The organism is Armatimonadota bacterium (genome assembly GCA_029907255.1).
In the GTDB taxonomy this organism is placed as follows: domain Bacteria; phylum Armatimonadota; class UBA5829; order DTJY01; family DTJY01; genus JAIMAU01.
The window spans coordinates 88,403-104,418 of the sequence record JARYMF010000002.1; the positions used below are offsets into that span (position 1 = coordinate 88,403).

Genomic DNA, 16,016 nt, shown 5'->3' on the forward strand with positions numbered 1-16,016 from the left:
TATTCGAATAGTAAAATTATTTAATGTCGAAGAGTTTGTGTAGACCTGAGATTTCAAATATTCGGCGGATTGAGCCATGAGTTCCTCTCACCTGAATTTTCCCTTTTCCTTTTAACTCATGGTAAGCTTTAATAAGAGCTTTCAATCCCTCCGAATCCATGTATTCGACGCCACTTAGGTCTACGCAAAAAGTGGTATGATTGCCTTCTATTAGTTGTTGGAGACATTTGGCGAGATGCGGGGATGTATCGAAGTCAAGGTCACCAGTTACGACGACGACAGGCATTTCGCCATCGTATTCGAGGTTTACTTTGAAGTCCATCTATTTCCCCCTAATCCATTTTTTTGTCTTTGCCATCCCTCAACTTCGGGGGATAACGACGGCCTGCTTATTCTATAGTTTAGCAAATACTAATCTTCTTGTCAATCTCTTTAAGCAACTAGTAAATTAAAAATTTCACTTTTGAATCTCTTTGTTCAAAGCATTTTTAAAAGTACTGCTGGTCTAAGTATGGCAGACGCCGCATCTACGGCAGACTCCGACCAAACATTCTTCCGTAGGAGCAGCCATCATTGCTCGCTCGTATTCAGCCCAGAGATATGCTTTTGCCACCCCGATGTGGATGTGGTCCCAAGGGAAAATTTCATCTTTGTGTCTTTGCCGATGAGCGTAAAACTCGGGGGAAATCTGAGCATTCTCAAAAGCTTTGCGCCATGAGAGACCCTCACGATGCATCAAGAGGAGTATTTCTTTGAGCCTGCGGTCGCCTCTAGCGAGGATTCCTTGGACCACGGCTTCCCTTGCGCTTTCGCATGAAACGTTCACATGTTTGACAGTTCGAAGTGCCCTTCGGATGGTCGTTAATTTTTCTGAAAGTTCTTTTTCATGTTCCATTGAGCACCATTGGAATGGTGTCCAGGGTTTAGGAACAAAGCAGCTAGCAGATACGATAAGCCGCCGCCATTTAAATGCCTCAGCAATTTTTGTAACAAGATGAATGATTGCATAAACATCTTTGGCTTCCTCAGTTGGAAGGCCAACCATAAAATAGAGCTTCAAGCTTCGAAAGCCGCCGTCCCAGGCAATGGCCGTCGCATTAAGTATCGCCTCGTCGCTTATTGGCTTGTTTATTACCAATCGAAGCCGCTCACTTCCTGCCTCCGGTGCCAATGTTAGAGTCTCATGGCCGCCTGCGTGAAGGGCTCTTACAATGTCGCGGTTGAGGGTGTCCAACCGAGTGGATGATATCGAAAAAAGTCTGTTTTGCTCGATAAGCGATTGGCAAATTAAAAGCGAACTTGGATGGTCGAACACCGAAGCGCTCACAAGGCCTACTCTTGTTTGTCGTGCTGAGTGCTCGGAAGCCTTTATCCCCGCAAGCACAGATTCTGGGCTTCGGGGTCTTGGAGGGCGATAAATATGTCCCGCAACGCAGAATCTGCATTGCCTGCCACACCCGCGCGCAATCTCGGCGAGTATCATGTTCGAAAATTCGGTCTCGGGCGTTTGTATGACGCTTGCAGGGTTATACAAGTTGAGATTCCTTACCCAGCGCCGTCTAATTCGTTCTGGTGCGCCGTGGGTTACTTTGTAGCCGCTGAGCGTGCCGTCGTCTTTATACGAGGGGTGGTAGAACTTCGGTATGTAGATTCCTTCGACTTGTGCCAGGGCTTCCAAAATGGCATCACGATCATTCGGACGACGAAGTATCTCAACCATTTCCTTGATGAGTTCTTCCGCCTCACCAATTATAAAGGCATCGAAGAACGGCGCTAAAGTTTCGGGATTGAATGTAACTGCGGCTCCCCCTGCGATTACAAGAGGCTGGTCTGGCCCACGATCCTCTGGAAGTTCGCTAATTTTCGAAAGAGAAAGTATTTTAAGCACATTGAGGTAATCAAGCTCATATGAGATTGAAAAAGCCAGCACATCAAAATTTCGAACTGGCATTTGGGATTCCATGCTTATAAGCGGCTCGTTGGTTCTGAGTAGGTCTGCCATATCATCAGCATCGGGGAGGAAAACTCTCTCACAGACTGCGCCCTCGGTTTCATTTAGCAATCGGTAGACTACTTGGAAACCTAGATTTGACATGCCGATGTAGTATGTGTTTGGAAAAGCGAGGGCGAATCGAATGTTTGCAGCGTGGGGTTTATAGATTGTGCCCGTTTCCTTTTCAAGGCGCTTCCTAATAGTCTCTGCTAGTTGCTTTGACATGCTGGCACCTCAGGGAACGGGTTAATAGATAATGGGAGAATGGGAATCATTGCTTCTTTTCCTTTGCCCATTCTCCCATTTTAACTCTGGTTTTGTTTTACCCTTTTGCGTGTCTTTTTATCTTCGTCGCAGGAAAGCAGGGATGTCAAAGTCTTCTGTCACGCCGCGAGTGGGAATGCTCTCGCGGGCTGTCATGCGTTCGGTGCCCATCGTCCTAGCTCCGTCGAAGCCAGTTGCTAGAACAGTGACCTGGACTGCGCCTTCCATTCGCTCGTTAATAACTGTTCCAAAGATAATATTTGCGTCGCGTTCGTCGCTTGTCTTGAATATAACATCAGCTGCTTCGTACACCTCGGAGAGCGTCAAATCTGGGCCGCCGGTAATGTTGAAGAGCACGCCCCTGGCTCCTTCGATGGTGCTTTCAAGAAGCGGGCTTGATATCGCCGCCTGAGCAGCCTCCACAGCGCGATTGTCGCCTGTTGCATATCCAATGCCCATTAGGGCTGTTCCCGCGTCCGCCATTACAGCCTTAACGTCCGCAAAGTCCACGTTAATCATGCCGGGAATAGTGATGATATCTGAAATTCCCTGAACACCCTGCCTGAGAATGTCGTCTGCCATCCGGAACGCCTCAATAAGGGTGGCTTTCTTTTCGGTGACTGCTAGTAAACGGTCATTTGGGATTGTGATGATTGTATCAACTTTGTCCCTGAGGCTGTCTATGCCTTCCTCCGCTGTGCGCGCTCTTCGGGGTCCCTCGAAGCTGAATGGTTTGGTGACCACAGCTACCGTGAGAGCGCCCAATTCTTTGGAAATCTGGGCCACAATCGGAGCGGCGCCTGTCCCAGTGCCGCCGCCCATGCCTGCGGTGATGAAGACCATGTCCGCGCCTTCAAGTGCCTTTTTGATATCTTGCTTGCTTTCCTCAGCCGCATTTCGTCCAATCTCAGGATCGCCACCACAACCCAGGCCTTTTGTAAGGTTCTCGCCAATCTGCAACCGTTCGTCAGCAGATGACATTGCAAGGACCTGCGCATCGGTGTTCATGGCTAGGAAGCCTACACCGGTAACGCCGCACTCAATCATGCGATTGACTGCGTTCGTGCCTCCTCCCCCAATGCCGACCACTTTGATTTTTGCGTAATGGTCCGAATTGCTGCCGTTTGCCATAATACTTTGCCCCCCTTTGCTGTATTTAGAAAGCTAGTCTTGGTAAATCCTAGCAAATACCTCGCGGATACGCTTTAATATGTTAAAGAGAACTGTGCCGTCGCGCCTTTCGTCCATTTGTTTGTCCTGGTATTTGCGCCAGAACTCTAGCAGACCGACCGCCGTCGAACATGCTGGACTGCTCACCGCGCTTGCATGCCCAGTTAGGTTTGACGGCGCCCCGACTCTCACGGGGAGGCCTAGTATCTCGGACATCAACTCCGGCAGACCCCGAAGTAGTGCTCCTCCGCCAGTTAGCACTAGCCCAGCAGAGAGCTTTTCTCGGCATCCTGCCTTTTCTATCTGCTCCCCAATGAGCTGGCACATCTCTGCGGCTCTGGGTTCGATTATCTCTGCCAGCACTTTTTGGGGAAGCCGCCTTACTTTATTGCTGCCTATGCTGGTGAATTCGAAGCTTTCATCATTTCCCACAAATTTTATGGCAGCATATCCATAATTTAGTTTGATGCGCTCCGCTTCCTCAATTGTTGTTCGAAGGCCGACGGATATGTCCTTTGTAACATGGTTTCCGCCGACGGGAACAATCCCAGAGAAATATATTTCTCCTTCTATATATGCGGCAACGTCACTTGTGCCGCCGCCAATGTCTGCCAGGGCAACGCCAAGCTCGCGCTCCGCTGGCAAAAGTACACATTCGCCGGTTGCTACGGGCTCAAGTACCGTGCCATCAACCGACAGCCCAGCTTGGTTGACACATTTTAACACATTTTGGAGGAATGTGGATACCCCTGTTACAACATGAGTTTCTACTTCTAACCGATTTCCATGCATTCCAATTGGGGTGCGAACGCCACGCTGTCCATCAACCGAGTACCATCGCGGGATTGCATGGATTATTTCACGGTCGGAAGGCAGAACAATAGTTCTGGACGATTCCAAGGCACGCTCTAAATCAGCCTCGGTAATTTCTCTCCTCGGATGTGTTATTGCTACAACGCTTCTACTATTTAGGCAGGCGATATGTTCGCCAGTTATGCCGACAACTACGGAGTCTATCTTTTCGCCTGCCATTTTTTGTGCTTCCTCGACTGCCTTGCGGATGGCTGAAACGGTCGAGGCAATATCTACTACCACCCCTTTCCTTAACCCCGTGCATGGAGTTATTCCAACACCCAGTATTTCAAGGCTTGCACCAGTGGTTACCTCGGCAACTAGACAGCAAATTTTAGTGGTCCCAATGTCTAGACTGCTTATTAGATAGCTGTAGTCCAAAGCAATCCCCGCCTAATGTTCCTTTTTTGTCAACGCAATCTGGGTGAGCCAGTAGCGCCTTATAAGCGACAGGTTGAGGAAGACTCGCCCTCCAAGTGCAACAACAGCAGCAAGGAATAAATCGACTCCAATTTGGTCGCCAAGATAAGCTAGCAGAACGGCGAGAAGTGTATTTACTAAGAAACCGCTAATAAATATGTCTGCGCGAAACTTTTCTTCCAGTCCTGCGCGAATACCGCCAAAAAGTGAGTCCAATCCGGCAAGTGTCGCCAGGGAAAGGTAGCTTGCAAATCCAGCTGGTACTGTAACATTTGGTAAATATATAATTATGAATCCAATTAATAAGCCAACTATCGGCAGCCAAACCATTCTGCCCATCCTATTCTACGCTCACCGGCTTGGCATATTGAAATTCTGTGCTTCCGTTGTATGCCGGCACCATCAGGTTTTTCTTTTTTTGAATTCGAACCATATCGCTGAGGTCTTCTAGCATTTTAAACTGGTCAACAATCCCGCCCCTGATTTTTAAAGCACTCTCCATCGCATCCGGTGGCCCAATAGCAACGATTGTGTATGGAGGAGCAATGGCTACATCATTTACTTTAATGCTTCCTCCTGTGCATCGAATTGCTGATTTTGCTATGAGGCGCTGGCCGTTTACGGCTATTGCCTCCGCTCCCGCCGCAAGGAGCTCGTTGACGAAATTGCGAATGTCCTGGTCGTGAATAATATATTCCTGCGCTAAATCGGGCGGTGCATCCGGCGGCGGTTCCTTGTCGCTATCTTTGAGAACTACTACTATTCCATCTCCTTGAACGGGGGTCAGACCAGCGAGAAACTTCGCCTTCTGCAAGTCTTTGTTCAAAAGTTCTGTGCGAGTCGATCCCTGCCCTAGAGCTGACTGATACTCCTCTAATTTCTTTTGATAATTCGCGATTTCTTTGCGCAGTTGCTCTCCTCGCTGGCGCTCGTCTTGAAGGGCTTGAACCAACCCTGGGAAACGAGTAGTGGGAATCCCAGAGGCAGTGCGGATGTGTTGCTGAGTTTTTAATGCTGCAGCTAGTAGCATTCCCAACACGATGCTGAGAATAGTAACCTGCCATATCCATGAGTTGTGTTTGATGCCAACGGGAGTGCTCATATTTGTTGACCAAGGATCGTCCTTTAGATTGCTAAGGACATTCTCCTATCATTGCGTTTTATTTATGGAAGCGAGTTAAATTATAGTACAAAATCCTAAGGCTTTACTTGTATTTTATTGCCGAACCTTCGCGCCCGCAGCTGACGTCAATATATTCCGCACCAGTGCGTGCGCTTGGCAACTGCTCCATTGCCGACTCGACTATGTCAAGCTTTTCGTCGAGTTTGTTCGGGCGGCCCATTTTGACCTCAAGCCCATCGGATGTATTTAAACATAAATCACCATTTTGGTCAACGAATATTTTGGCTACAGTGAAATTCTTTTTTTGTTGTGCAAGAAGCAAGCATTCTATTGCAGAATTGAAATTTTGTGTTTTCAAGGGCTTGCCCAAGAGGATTTTTCGTGGGGCTGGGCAGATTACTAGCGGAAGGTTCGCAGATGGTTTGGGAACAATTCGAAATGGCACGCTGTAACGGTCAATTTCATAGTATTTGTCGTTCGCACTTAGTGTTAGTATTGGTTTTCTTTCTGTAATCCTGACAACTAGGGTTCCTGGAACTACCTTGTGCACTGAGGCTCTAAAAACAACTGGGTTGCATTGTAAGCGCTTAACTAACCGGCGGGTTTGCAAACGAAATAAGTTAGTCTTTGGCGGGATATTAAGATACTGCACCACCGCCTTTGGGGAAAGAATTTTTGTGCCTTCAACTTTGATATTTGTAATATAGAACCATGGCGAGGTGAAGGCTGTTGCCACAAGTTCCAAGAAAAGCAGAAAAAGCAGGCAAGATAATGTCAGCCGCCAAGCGTTTATGACGTAGCGCTTTCGGCGTCGGCGCTTTGGTCTCGGCTGTATGTAGGTAATATCGTTCATTAAGCTCTGCCTTCCAATGCGTACTCGATTAACATATCAAGCAGCTTTGGGAAAGAAATGCCCGCGGCTTGTGCCGCACGCGGTAGCAGGCTTGTTGGGGTCATTCCCGGGATTGTGTTTACCTCTAGCACCCAAATGTTCGTTCCTTTGACTATCATGTCTGTGCGCGACATCCCCCTGCACCCAAGTGCTTTATGTGATGCGAGTGCCAAGCGCTCGGCTTCGCGGTATTGTTCCTCTGGAATGCGGGCTGGACAGATTTCCTCGGTTGCACCAGGCGTGTATTTGGCATGGTAATCATAGAACCCACCTTCGGGTACAATTTCAACTAACGGTAGAACGAAAGGCTTTTCATTGCCAAGCACTGCGCCGGTAATCTCAACTCCGCCTTCGATGAATTCCTCAACTAAAATGTCGCTGTCGTATTCATAGGCAGATTCGATGGCTTTAGCGAAGTCCTCTGCTGTTCGAACTATGCTGATGCCAATGGTAGAACCTTCCTCATTGGGCTTAACGATGACGGGATAACCTAATATGCGTTCGACTTCTGCTTGGAATTCTTTTATATCGCTGCCTCGGCGAATTGAAAGACCCTTAGGAACAGGGATTCCCTCGTATTGGAGCACTTTGCGAGCCATAATTTTATTGAGAGCCAGGGCGCTAGCAAGCACGCCTGAACCGACATATGGTATTTCAAGTAGCTCAAGTAGTCCCTGAATGGTGCCATCTTCGCCAAACTTTCCATGGAGTGCGATAATTACTACATCAGGTTTTGGAGAATGGCCATTCATTCGAACTATGTCGTCAAGAGGCCGCAGTTCAATCGACGTATTGGATGAAGGTTCGGCCTTCGCCGACGACCCTGTAATGGCAGTTTTCGGTTTAGTTGCGGCCGATACCCCAATCAGTGCACTATCAACCGCAAAGGCGTCGTACTTTTGCGGATCTAGAGCGTTCATAATCATTCGGCCTGTTGAGAGTGAAACTTCTCGCTCTTTGGATCTCCCTCCCATTAAGACGGCAACTCTAATTTTTTGCGACACTCTACCACTCTCCAACTATTCGTATTTCAGTTTCCAATTTAATACCATATTTTTCTTCAACAAGTCGCTGCAGGCGCCGAACAAGCTCGTAGATGTCTGCGGCAGATGCTCTGCCAATGTTTTCAATAAAGTTCGCATGTGTTGGCGAAACTCTTGCACCTCCAACGGACATCCCTTTTGCACCGGCAGACTCAAGCAATTGGCCAGCATATCCGTTCGGCGGGTTCTTAAATACCGACCCTGCCGTTTTCATATTGACAGGTTGTTTCTCACGGCGCTTTGCCATTAGCTGGTTCACGGTGCGCGCTATTTCAGCTTTTTCGCCGTGCTTAAGCTCGAAGGTCGCCTCGAGAATAATTAGCCCGCGGTCGCTGATATCGCTAGTTCTATAGGCAAGATGCAATTCGTCTCTTTTTAATTCACACGGGCGACCTTCATAATCCAGAGCCTTAATTGAGTAAAGTGTATCTTTAATTTCGCATGATGGGATGCCGGCGTTCATGCATACTGCCCCACCGACTGAACCAGGGATGCCTACCAGTCCCTCCAAGCCTGAGAGGCCGCTATCCAGGGCTTGCTTCACGAGTGCCGGAAGTCGCGCTGCTGCCCCAGCAACCAGCCGTGTTCCCTGGGTATGAATGTGTGTAAATGCCGAACCAAGTTTTAGCACTAAACCCTTTAACCCTTTGTCCGAAACTAAGAGGTTTGTCCCGGAGCCAATAACGAATATGGGCTTTGAGTGTTCGCGTGCCCATCTAAGAAGCAAGCGTATGTCATCTGGGTCCTCGGCGATTGCAAATATCTCTGCTGGACCGCCGACGCCTAAGGATGTATATTTAGACATTGGTTCTCCAAAAAGTATTTCGCCGCGAATTGTCGGCAATTCGCAAAGAGAGTGCTTCGGTGTGGTATTCATTTAGATATTCCTTTTTCCTCGGCCTCTCGAAGTAGTGATAGAAGCATTTCGCCAGCTGTTCGTATGTCTCCTGCACCCATGAACAATACTAAATCGGAAGGCTGAAGCTCTGCCATCAAATTTTCTGCAATTAGCTCTTTATCTGCAATGAACTTAGCCGGCTTATTAGGGTCTTTTGCGCGGATTAGGTTAGTAATTTCAGCGGCCGTCACACCAGGGATTGGCTTTTCTCTTGCAGGGTAGATTTCTGTGACTACTACTCGGTCTGCTTCACTGAGCGCCTCAGCAAACTCCCTTGCAAACTGCTGGGTTCGGCTGTAAAGGTGCGGTTGAAAGACTGCAATAATTCGTCGCCCCAATGTCCGGGCTGCCGCCAATGTTGCTCTAATTTCGGTGGGGTGGTGGGCGTAGTCGTCTACTACCATGATTCCTGCAGCGGTTCCTAATATTTCAAACCTGCGTTCGGCTCCTTTGAATTCCCCAAGTGCTTTGCTGATTACATCAAAACCGATTCGTAGCTCTGAAGCCACCGCTGCTGCCGCCACAGCATTTGCAACATTGTGTCTACCTGGGATACGCAAAGTAACTAATCCCAACTCATTGCCTTTGCTGAGAATTTTAAACGAAGGCTGAGGTGAATCGCTTATATCGGTTGCTGTATAGTCGGCAGGGAAGTCTAAGCCATAAGTTACAACTCGCGTCTTAACTTGTGAGATAAGCGAACGCGTGTTGGGGCAATCGGTGCAGAGGACGGCAAAGCCTCCGGGTTGTACTTGCGATAGAAACCTACTGAACGCCGCCATAACGCCATCCAGCGATTTGTAGTGGTCTAAGTGCTCAGCTTCAATGTTGGTGATGACAGCAACAGCGGGATGGAGTTCAAGAAACGAATCATATGCTTCGCACGCCTCGGTGAGAAAATATCTGCTCTTTCCCAACCGAGCATTGCCCTTTAAGGTTTCGAGGTCGCCGCCAATTAAAATCGTCGGGTCTAGTCCTCCGCGCTCAAGCACTAGCGCAAGCATGGATGTTGTTGTTGTCTTGCCATGTGTTCCTGAGACTGCTATGCCAAAGGTTCCAGCCATCAAACGCCCAAGCATTTGTGCCCGCGTGAGCACAGGTATGCCTTTTTCGCGAGCGGCAATTATCTCAGGATTATCAGCAGGTATCGCTGCGGATGCCACTACTAGCTCGGCATCGCCGACGTTTTGGGCGTGGTGTCCTTCAGCTAGTTCTATGCCGAGGGCCGAGAGCCTTTCCTTTACGTGGCCTATTTTCAAGTCCGAGCCAGAGATATGATAACCCATACCAGCCATCACAGTGGCTAGGCCGCTCATCCCGACCCCACCGATTCCAATCATATGGATACGGGTGCCTTTCGGTAGATTTGTTTTTTTCATTTCTAGTTTCCAACGAGCTCCATAGCTACTTCAAGTACTTTCTCGGCAGCGTTGGGTCTGCCAAGCGCTTTGCTTGCTTTACCCATCTCCACGAGTTTTTCCGGCGATTCCATCAATTGCGTGATTGTATCCGACAATACCTTAGGACTGAGATTGGCTTCCAAAATCACAACAGCGGCTCCTGCCCTGGCTAGGTATTCGGCGTTTAGTTGCTGATGGTTCGCCTGGGCGAACGGATATGGTATTATTATAGCAGGCAAACCCATCGCCGTAATTTCACATATGGTTGACGCACCGCCACGGCTAACGACGAGATTGGAGGCCGCATAGGCTGTTACCATATCCTCGATATAAGGGAAAAGGTGATAGTTTTCCCAATTTTGAGATTTTTGGCGCATCTGGGCTTCTTCAAAGTTGCGCCTGCCCGATTGATGGATTATTTGAATTGGCAGATTGCGCAGTGTTGGCAAACAGTCGGCAACTATCTCATTGATTTTTCGCGCGCCTTGACTTCCACCAAGCACTAATACTGTAAACAATTGCTCTTCCAAACCTAGCAGCTTCCGAGCAGTTTTCTTGTCGGGCGGGTTTGAGAATGCCGAACGAATCGGCATGCCTGTGAGAACTGTCTTTTCTTTTGGAAAATAGGCAAGTGTATCTTCAAAGGAGATACATATCCGGTCAGCAAACCGACTTAGCCATTTATTTGTTCGTCCCGGTATGACGTTTTGCTCATGGATGAGTATATGGCCTCGCCTAAGAGCCTGGGCAAGCACTACTGCAGCTGCCACGTAGCCCCCAGTTCCGATTACCAAGTCGGCCCGGAATTTTCTCAAGACTGCCAATGCTTCCACGAAGCCTCTAGCGAGGACGGCGGCGGTTAGAAGCGTGTCCGGCGAAGCAAGTTTTTTTAGTTTGCGGCTTGATAAGCCAACGAATTCGATGCCCGCTTTATTTGCGAGCTCTGCTTCAGGCCCGCCTTTGCTTCCGAGATAGAGAAGACGCCAATCATGATGTTTTCTGCGGATCGCCTCAGCTATACTCGTAGCCGGATATGCGTGTCCTCCTGTTCCGCCTCCTGTTATTACGACTCTCATTAATGTACTCTTTCACAGGCTCCGGATACTTCGATATACCAAGCAGTATTCCGACGCCAAAAAGGTTTAGTACCAAGCTTGAACCGCCATAGCTTATGAACGGTAGTGGCACACCAGTAGCCGGGACAGACGATGTGACTACCAGCATATTAAGCAGAGCTTGTCCGCATATTAAAATTGATATTCCAGCGGCTAGAAGTTTGCCAAAATTTTCCTTTGTCCGATACGCAATTGCAAGGCCTCGAAGACCAAATATTAAGAAAAGTCCCGCCAAACTAAGAGTGCCTATTAGTCCTAATTCTTCGCCCAGGGTTGCTAAAATGAAATCAGTATGCTCAGCAGGGAGGTAAAAGCATTTTTCTCTACCTTCACACAAGCCAACTCCTCTGATGCCCCCTGAACCCAGCGCAATGAGCGACCTGCATACTTGGTAGCCGCTTCCGTAGTAATCTGCGAAGGGATTTCGAAACGACGTTACTCGTGCAAGCCGGTAAGGTTCGATAATTATAAGTAGAGAACCTAAGATAACGCCGGCTAAGAAGATTACTAATAGGTGTTTTTTTCTTGCGCCAGCCATAAAAAGCATAGCGAACCAAGTGCCACATATTATTATTGCTGTGCCCATATCTGGTTCAGCCATGATTAATATTCCTGTAATACCCATGAGCGCAATTGGGATGATGAGTCCCTCTTTGAACCGGCGTATGTCGGTTTTCTTGTTTGATAAGTACACTGCTAGAAAAAGAACGAGCGCTATTTTGGTTAATTCTGACGGCTGAATTTGAATAGGCGAACCTTTTATACCTATCCATCTTGAGGCACCGTTAACTTCGATGCCCAAGCCGGGAATAAATACCGCGACGAGACCAAAAATTGAAATAAAAAGCAGGGTAGGTGCCAACCCTCTTAGCTTCCAGTAGGGGATGTGCGACGTAATGAGTAACACTATTAATCCAGCAACTGCAAAGACTGCTTGGCGCTTGAAAAAGTAGAAGCTGTCGCCGCCAGTATACTTTGCTTGGCCTGCTGTCGCATAGCTCGCATCGAAAACCAGCAGAATGCCGCCGACGAGAAAAATGATGGTTAGCAGAAAAAGCAAAGTATCTACCTGTCGCTTTCTAATTTCCAAAGCTTACGCCTCCACACGAGCGGCAAGGTCGGCTACTGCCGCCTTGAATGTTGCTCCTCTGTGTTCAAAATCCCTAAACATATCAAAGCTTGCACATCCAGGAGATAGCATAATTGTGTCGCCAGGCTCTGCGTTTTCCCAAGCAATGCGAACTGCCTCGTCCATTGAGGCCGCCTTGCTAATTTGGGTGAAACCTGCTGCTCTAGCTGCCTTTTCAATTAGCGGTGCATCTTGGCCAATTAGGACCACATGCTTTGCATAGCGAGCAAATGCCTCGCCGAGGGGCCCATAATCTGCACCCTTGTCTTTTCCACCGGCGATTACAATGGTTGGTTTGCCAATGGCTTCGAGAGACCGAACTGCCGCTGTGACATTTGTGCACATCGAGTTGTTGAGAAACTCAACGCCCTTGATTACCGCCACCGGTTCAAGCCTATGCTCTAAGGGTTGGAAAGCGTCCACGGCTTCTTGCACTGCATGACGGTTGGCGCCGAATGCTAGGGCGGCAGCAGAAGCGGCGAGGACATTTTCGAGATTATGCGTGCCTCTAAGTCGCATGTTAGCCGTATCGCAAACAAAGCTTTCACCTTCTGGTGTTCTGACCCATACTTCTGTCCCCCGGGCGAATGTTCCAATTTCGACTTCTTTGGTGCGGCTGAACTGCCATATTTGGCTTTTGATTTGGGGGGCATATTGCATAACAATAGGGTCATCTGCGTTTAGTATCGCGAAGTCGGCTGGTTCCTGGTATTGGAAAATCTGCGCCTTCACTTTGGCGTAGGTTTGCAAATCAGGATGGCGGTCCAAGTGGTCAGCAGAGATATTTAGAAGGGCGGCAACCCTTGGGCGGAATGAGCTGACCCATTCGAGTTGGAAGGAGCTAATTTCAGCAACGATTACGTCTGATGCCGATGCTCGATATGCTGCACGGACAAGCGGCAGACGTATCTCACCTGCAACGATGTTGCCTGCTATGTAGACATGGCGGCCGTCACACTTCAAGATTTCGCCAGTCAAAGCTGTTGTGGTGGTTTTTCCGTTCGTGCCGGTTATGGCGATAATTGGAGCAGGGGATATGCGATATCCTAGTTCTACCTCCGAGAATATGGGAATACCGCGTTCGCGACCCATAACAATAGCTGGGCATGTATCCGGCACCCCGGGGCTTGTTACAATAAGGTCGGCAGTCCAAAGGTTTTCATATGCCTGCTTGCCAACCTTTACTTGGAGGCCAAGTTCGCGCGCTATCCTCAGGGATTCCTGAATTTCTGATTCTTCTTTATGGTCATGAAGCGTTACAATTGCGCCAAGGGCAGTTAAAACTTCGGCTGCCGCCATACCTGACCGTGCCATTCCTATAATGTGCGCATTCTTGCCAAAGAAATCGGTCTGCTTGCTTAATGCCATATTCTAAACATCCCCATCCCTGCCAGTATGGCAAATGCAATCAATCCAGACACCAACCAGAATCTGACTACAATTTTTTGCTCCGGCCATCCCATAAGTTCAAAATGGTGGTGAATGGGCGTCATTTTAAACACCCGCTTCCCGGTAAGCTTGAATGATGCTACCTGAATCATTACGGATAATCCCTCAATCACAATTACCAAAGCAATGAGTATATAAAGAAGTTCTCGTTTGCCCGCAATGGCAATTCCGGCGGTGGCGGCACCGAGTGCGAGCGATCCCGTGTCGCCCATGAAAATTCTCGCTGGATTGGCGTTGTACCAAAGAAATCCTACGCATCCACCTGCCAGCGCCCAAGCTAGAACGGTTAGTCCACTTTCTGCAGATAGAACAACAAGTGCTCCGAGCGTAAGCGCGATTATTGTCGTAAGCCCTGCGACCAAGCCATCAAGCCCATCGGCAAGGTTGAACGCGTTTGATATCCATACTATCAGCAAAACCGCAAGTGGATAGTATGCCCAACCTAAGTGAACGTCGGTGTTCCCCCACAGATGCACTACTGTAGTTGCAGGCGTTCGATTAACATGTAGCCACCATACAAACGCAATTGCTATCAGAAACTGGCCGAGAAGTTTATGCCGCGCCTTAAGCCCCAGTGATTTTCCCCTTGATGCAATCAGGTAATCGTCTATGAAGCCCAATACTGCAAAAGCTAGGGTAAGAAGTGCGACCGCCGCAATCTTTGCATGACTTACCCAAACGGCCGCCGCTCCTGCCGCGGCACCTACCAATATGATTAGTCCGCCCATTGTGGGCGTTCCTTGTTTTTCTCGATGCCGCTCAGGAACGTCTTCGCTTATTGTTTGCCTCACCTTGAGGCTGGTGAGCAGTGCAATTGTTTTGTGCCCAATCAAAAGCGAAACCACTGTGGCTATAAGAAATGCTATTGCCGCGTTATTCACTGAGCAATATCCTCACAATCTCTTCCATCTTCATAGCTCTTGAGCCTTTTACAAGAATTGCATCGCCGTCGGCAACTTGCTTTTTAAGGTATTCGGCTGCATGTAAACTATCTGGAAACCACTGCACTGCTGAATCCGAAAGTCCTCGCATCCGGGCACCTTCTGCGATTCCCCGCGCGAGTTCGCCAACTGTGATTAGCATATCCACTCCAGTTTCCACTGCTGCGACGCCGACATCTTTATGGGCTTTTGGGGCATAATCGCCGAGCTCAAGCATATCGCCCAATACCGCGATTCTGCGCTTGTATCCGCTGAGCGATTGGAGAGTTCGAAGCGCTGCCAAAGTAGACGCAGGGCTTGCGTTGTAGGCATCGTTCAGCACTACGTAGCCGGCTCTTGACCTGACCAATTCCATTCGCATTGCCGGTGGAGTGAAATTTTCAAGGCCTTCTCGAATTAAGCGTAAGTCCACGCCAAGTGCGTAGCCTGTTGCTGCCGCTGCAAGCGCATTATAAACATTATATCTGCCAAGCACAGGAATAGAAATCTTTATCGCAGCACCTTCTACCACGAGTACAAATTCATATCTGCCGCATGCCGCTTGCTTGATTCGTGCGCCAATGACATCAGCTGATTTACACGAGCCGAAGCTTATTATCCTGCCTGCAAAACGATGCTTTAGAAACTCGAAGTATCCATCTTCAGCATTTAGAATTGCAATCCCGTCTGGCGGTAGTTCGCTCAAAAGCTCAGATTTTGCTTCGGCAATCGCACCTTGGGAGCCAAGCCTTTCGATATGAGAGATGCCTATGTTGGTTATCACACCAATGTGGGGTTTGGCAATCTGAGAAAGCCGTCGAATTTCACCAAGCCCTCGCATCGCCATCTCGAGCACCACTATTTCGTGGGTGCGGTCAAGTTGAAAAAGCGTCAATGGCACGCCAATTTCGTTGTTAAAGTTAGCTGCGTTTTTTAGAACATTCCACTTGCGACTGAGGACCGAAGCGGTCATTTCCTTGGTTGTCGTCTTTCCTACGCTTCCTGTAATTGCCACAACTCGCACGTCAAACTTGCTTCGGTAATAGCTTGCTAAATCGCCCAGCGCCCATAATGTGTCCGAAACGCCCACAACTGGCACGTCTGCTTTGGGAAGATAACTGTTTTCTGCAATAACTATTCCGCTGGCGCCTTTTTTGATTGCCTCATCAACGTATGCATGCCCATCTGTTCGCTCGCCCTTCAGCGCGAAGAAGAGGTCGCCAGGCTTCAACGTTCGGGTATCAATGCTGACGCCCGTAGCCTTTGCTGAAGCATCGCCTCCGAGCAAGTCTCCACCTGTGGCAGCTATGACTTCTTGTATGGTAATGCCTTCCAATTATTGTCTCCA

15 protein-coding genes are annotated in these 16,016 nt (G+C 48.7%); all 15 read right to left on the bottom strand.

Annotation, left to right across the window (positions count from 1 at the left end):
* Positions 1–16: 16 nt before the first annotated feature.
* The 15 genes from QHH26_01690 to murF all read right to left on the bottom strand — a co-directional run bounded on the left by QHH26_01690 (position 17) and on the right by murF (position 16,004).
* Positions 17–322 carry an STAS domain-containing protein gene (locus tag QHH26_01690; protein ID MDH7480672.1) on the bottom strand — a complete coding sequence of 102 codons (306 nt, stop codon included), beginning with the start codon at positions 320–322 and terminating at the stop codon, positions 17–19.
* A gap of 183 nt (positions 323–505) precedes the next feature.
* A complete protein-coding gene (locus QHH26_01695) occupies positions 506–2,218 on the bottom strand; it encodes a TIGR03960 family B12-binding radical SAM protein (GenBank protein MDH7480673.1) in 1,713 nt (570 codons plus the stop codon).
* Positions 2,219–2,335: 117 nt separating this feature from the next.
* On the bottom strand, positions 2,336–3,388 hold the full coding sequence (gene ftsZ, locus QHH26_01700; protein ID MDH7480674.1) for a cell division protein FtsZ: 1,053 nt from the start codon (positions 3,386–3,388) through the stop codon (positions 2,336–2,338).
* 33 nt (positions 3,389–3,421) lie between these two features.
* The gene (gene ftsA / locus QHH26_01705) at positions 3,422–4,660 is read right to left on the bottom strand and encodes a cell division protein FtsA (protein MDH7480675.1); all 1,239 of its coding nucleotides are present in this window, start codon (positions 4,658–4,660) and stop codon (positions 3,422–3,424) included.
* Between the two features lie 12 nt (positions 4,661–4,672).
* Complete coding sequence (locus QHH26_01710) at positions 4,673–5,029, bottom strand: small basic family protein (protein MDH7480676.1); 357 nt, start codon at positions 5,027–5,029, stop codon at positions 4,673–4,675.
* 10 nt (positions 5,030–5,039) lie between these two features.
* Positions 5,040–5,801 (bottom strand): DUF881 domain-containing protein, encoded by a 762-nt coding sequence (locus tag QHH26_01715; protein MDH7480677.1) that lies wholly within the window; start codon positions 5,799–5,801, stop codon positions 5,040–5,042.
* A gap of 103 nt (positions 5,802–5,904) precedes the next feature.
* Entirely contained in the window at positions 5,905–6,675 is a 771-nt protein-coding gene (locus QHH26_01720; protein ID MDH7480678.1) for an FtsQ-type POTRA domain-containing protein, read from the bottom strand.
* On the bottom strand, positions 6,675–7,718 hold the full coding sequence (locus tag QHH26_01725) for a D-alanine--D-alanine ligase (GenBank protein ID MDH7480679.1): 1,044 nt from the start codon (positions 7,716–7,718) through the stop codon (positions 6,675–6,677). The genes QHH26_01720 and QHH26_01725 overlap by 1 nt, the downstream gene beginning before the upstream one ends.
* Position 7,719: 1 nt before the next feature.
* A complete protein-coding gene (gene murB / locus QHH26_01730; protein ID MDH7480680.1) occupies positions 7,720–8,634 on the bottom strand; it encodes a UDP-N-acetylmuramate dehydrogenase in 915 nt (304 codons plus the stop codon).
* Complete coding sequence (murC, locus tag QHH26_01735) at positions 8,631–10,034, bottom strand: UDP-N-acetylmuramate--L-alanine ligase (GenBank protein MDH7480681.1); 1,404 nt, start codon at positions 10,032–10,034, stop codon at positions 8,631–8,633. The genes murB and murC overlap by 4 nt, the downstream gene beginning before the upstream one ends.
* 2 nt (positions 10,035–10,036) lie before the next feature.
* A complete protein-coding gene (murG, locus tag QHH26_01740) occupies positions 10,037–11,131 on the bottom strand; it encodes an undecaprenyldiphospho-muramoylpentapeptide beta-N-acetylglucosaminyltransferase (GenBank protein ID MDH7480682.1) in 1,095 nt (364 codons plus the stop codon).
* On the bottom strand, positions 11,067–12,260 hold the full coding sequence (gene ftsW, locus QHH26_01745; GenBank protein MDH7480683.1) for a putative lipid II flippase FtsW: 1,194 nt from the start codon (positions 12,258–12,260) through the stop codon (positions 11,067–11,069). The genes murG and ftsW overlap by 65 nt, the downstream gene beginning before the upstream one ends.
* 3 nt (positions 12,261–12,263) lie before the next feature.
* On the bottom strand, positions 12,264–13,667 hold the full coding sequence (murD, locus tag QHH26_01750) for a UDP-N-acetylmuramoyl-L-alanine--D-glutamate ligase (GenBank protein MDH7480684.1): 1,404 nt from the start codon (positions 13,665–13,667) through the stop codon (positions 12,264–12,266).
* Entirely contained in the window at positions 13,658–14,629 is a 972-nt protein-coding gene (gene mraY / locus QHH26_01755) for a phospho-N-acetylmuramoyl-pentapeptide-transferase (protein ID MDH7480685.1), read from the bottom strand. Before mraY ends, murD begins: the two co-directional genes overlap by 10 nt.
* Entirely contained in the window at positions 14,622–16,004 is a 1,383-nt protein-coding gene (gene murF / locus QHH26_01760) for a UDP-N-acetylmuramoyl-tripeptide--D-alanyl-D-alanine ligase (GenBank protein MDH7480686.1), read from the bottom strand. Before murF ends, mraY begins: the two co-directional genes overlap by 8 nt.
* Positions 16,005–16,016 lie beyond the last annotated feature (12 nt).

What these genes read in the sequence shown, in the direction of transcription:
- QHH26_01710 (MDH7480676.1), bottom strand. Translation starts at nt 5,029, where the DNA reads ATGGTTTGGCTGCCGATAGTTGGCTTATTAATTGGATTCATAATTATA.
- QHH26_01690 (MDH7480672.1), bottom strand. Translation starts at nt 322, where the DNA reads ATGGACTTCAAAGTAAACCTCGAATACGATGGCGAAATGCCTGTCGTC.
- murD (MDH7480684.1), bottom strand. Translation starts at nt 13,667, where the DNA reads ATGGCATTAAGCAAGCAGACCGATTTCTTTGGCAAGAATGCGCACATT.
- QHH26_01715 (MDH7480677.1), bottom strand. Translation starts at nt 5,801, where the DNA reads ATGAGCACTCCCGTTGGCATCAAACACAACTCATGGATATGGCAGGTT.
- QHH26_01695 (MDH7480673.1), bottom strand. Translation starts at nt 2,218, where the DNA reads ATGTCAAAGCAACTAGCAGAGACTATTAGGAAGCGCCTTGAAAAGGAA.
- QHH26_01720 (MDH7480678.1), bottom strand. Translation starts at nt 6,675, where the DNA reads ATGAACGATATTACCTACATACAGCCGAGACCAAAGCGCCGACGCCGA.
- murG (MDH7480682.1), bottom strand. Translation starts at nt 11,131, where the DNA reads ATGAGAGTCGTAATAACAGGAGGCGGAACAGGAGGACACGCATATCCG.
- ftsZ (MDH7480674.1), bottom strand. Translation starts at nt 3,388, where the DNA reads ATGGCAAACGGCAGCAATTCGGACCATTACGCAAAAATCAAAGTGGTC.
- murB (MDH7480680.1), bottom strand. Translation starts at nt 8,634, where the DNA reads ATGAATACCACACCGAAGCACTCTCTTTGCGAATTGCCGACAATTCGC.
- murC (MDH7480681.1), bottom strand. Translation starts at nt 10,034, where the DNA reads ATGAAAAAAACAAATCTACCGAAAGGCACCCGTATCCATATGATTGGA.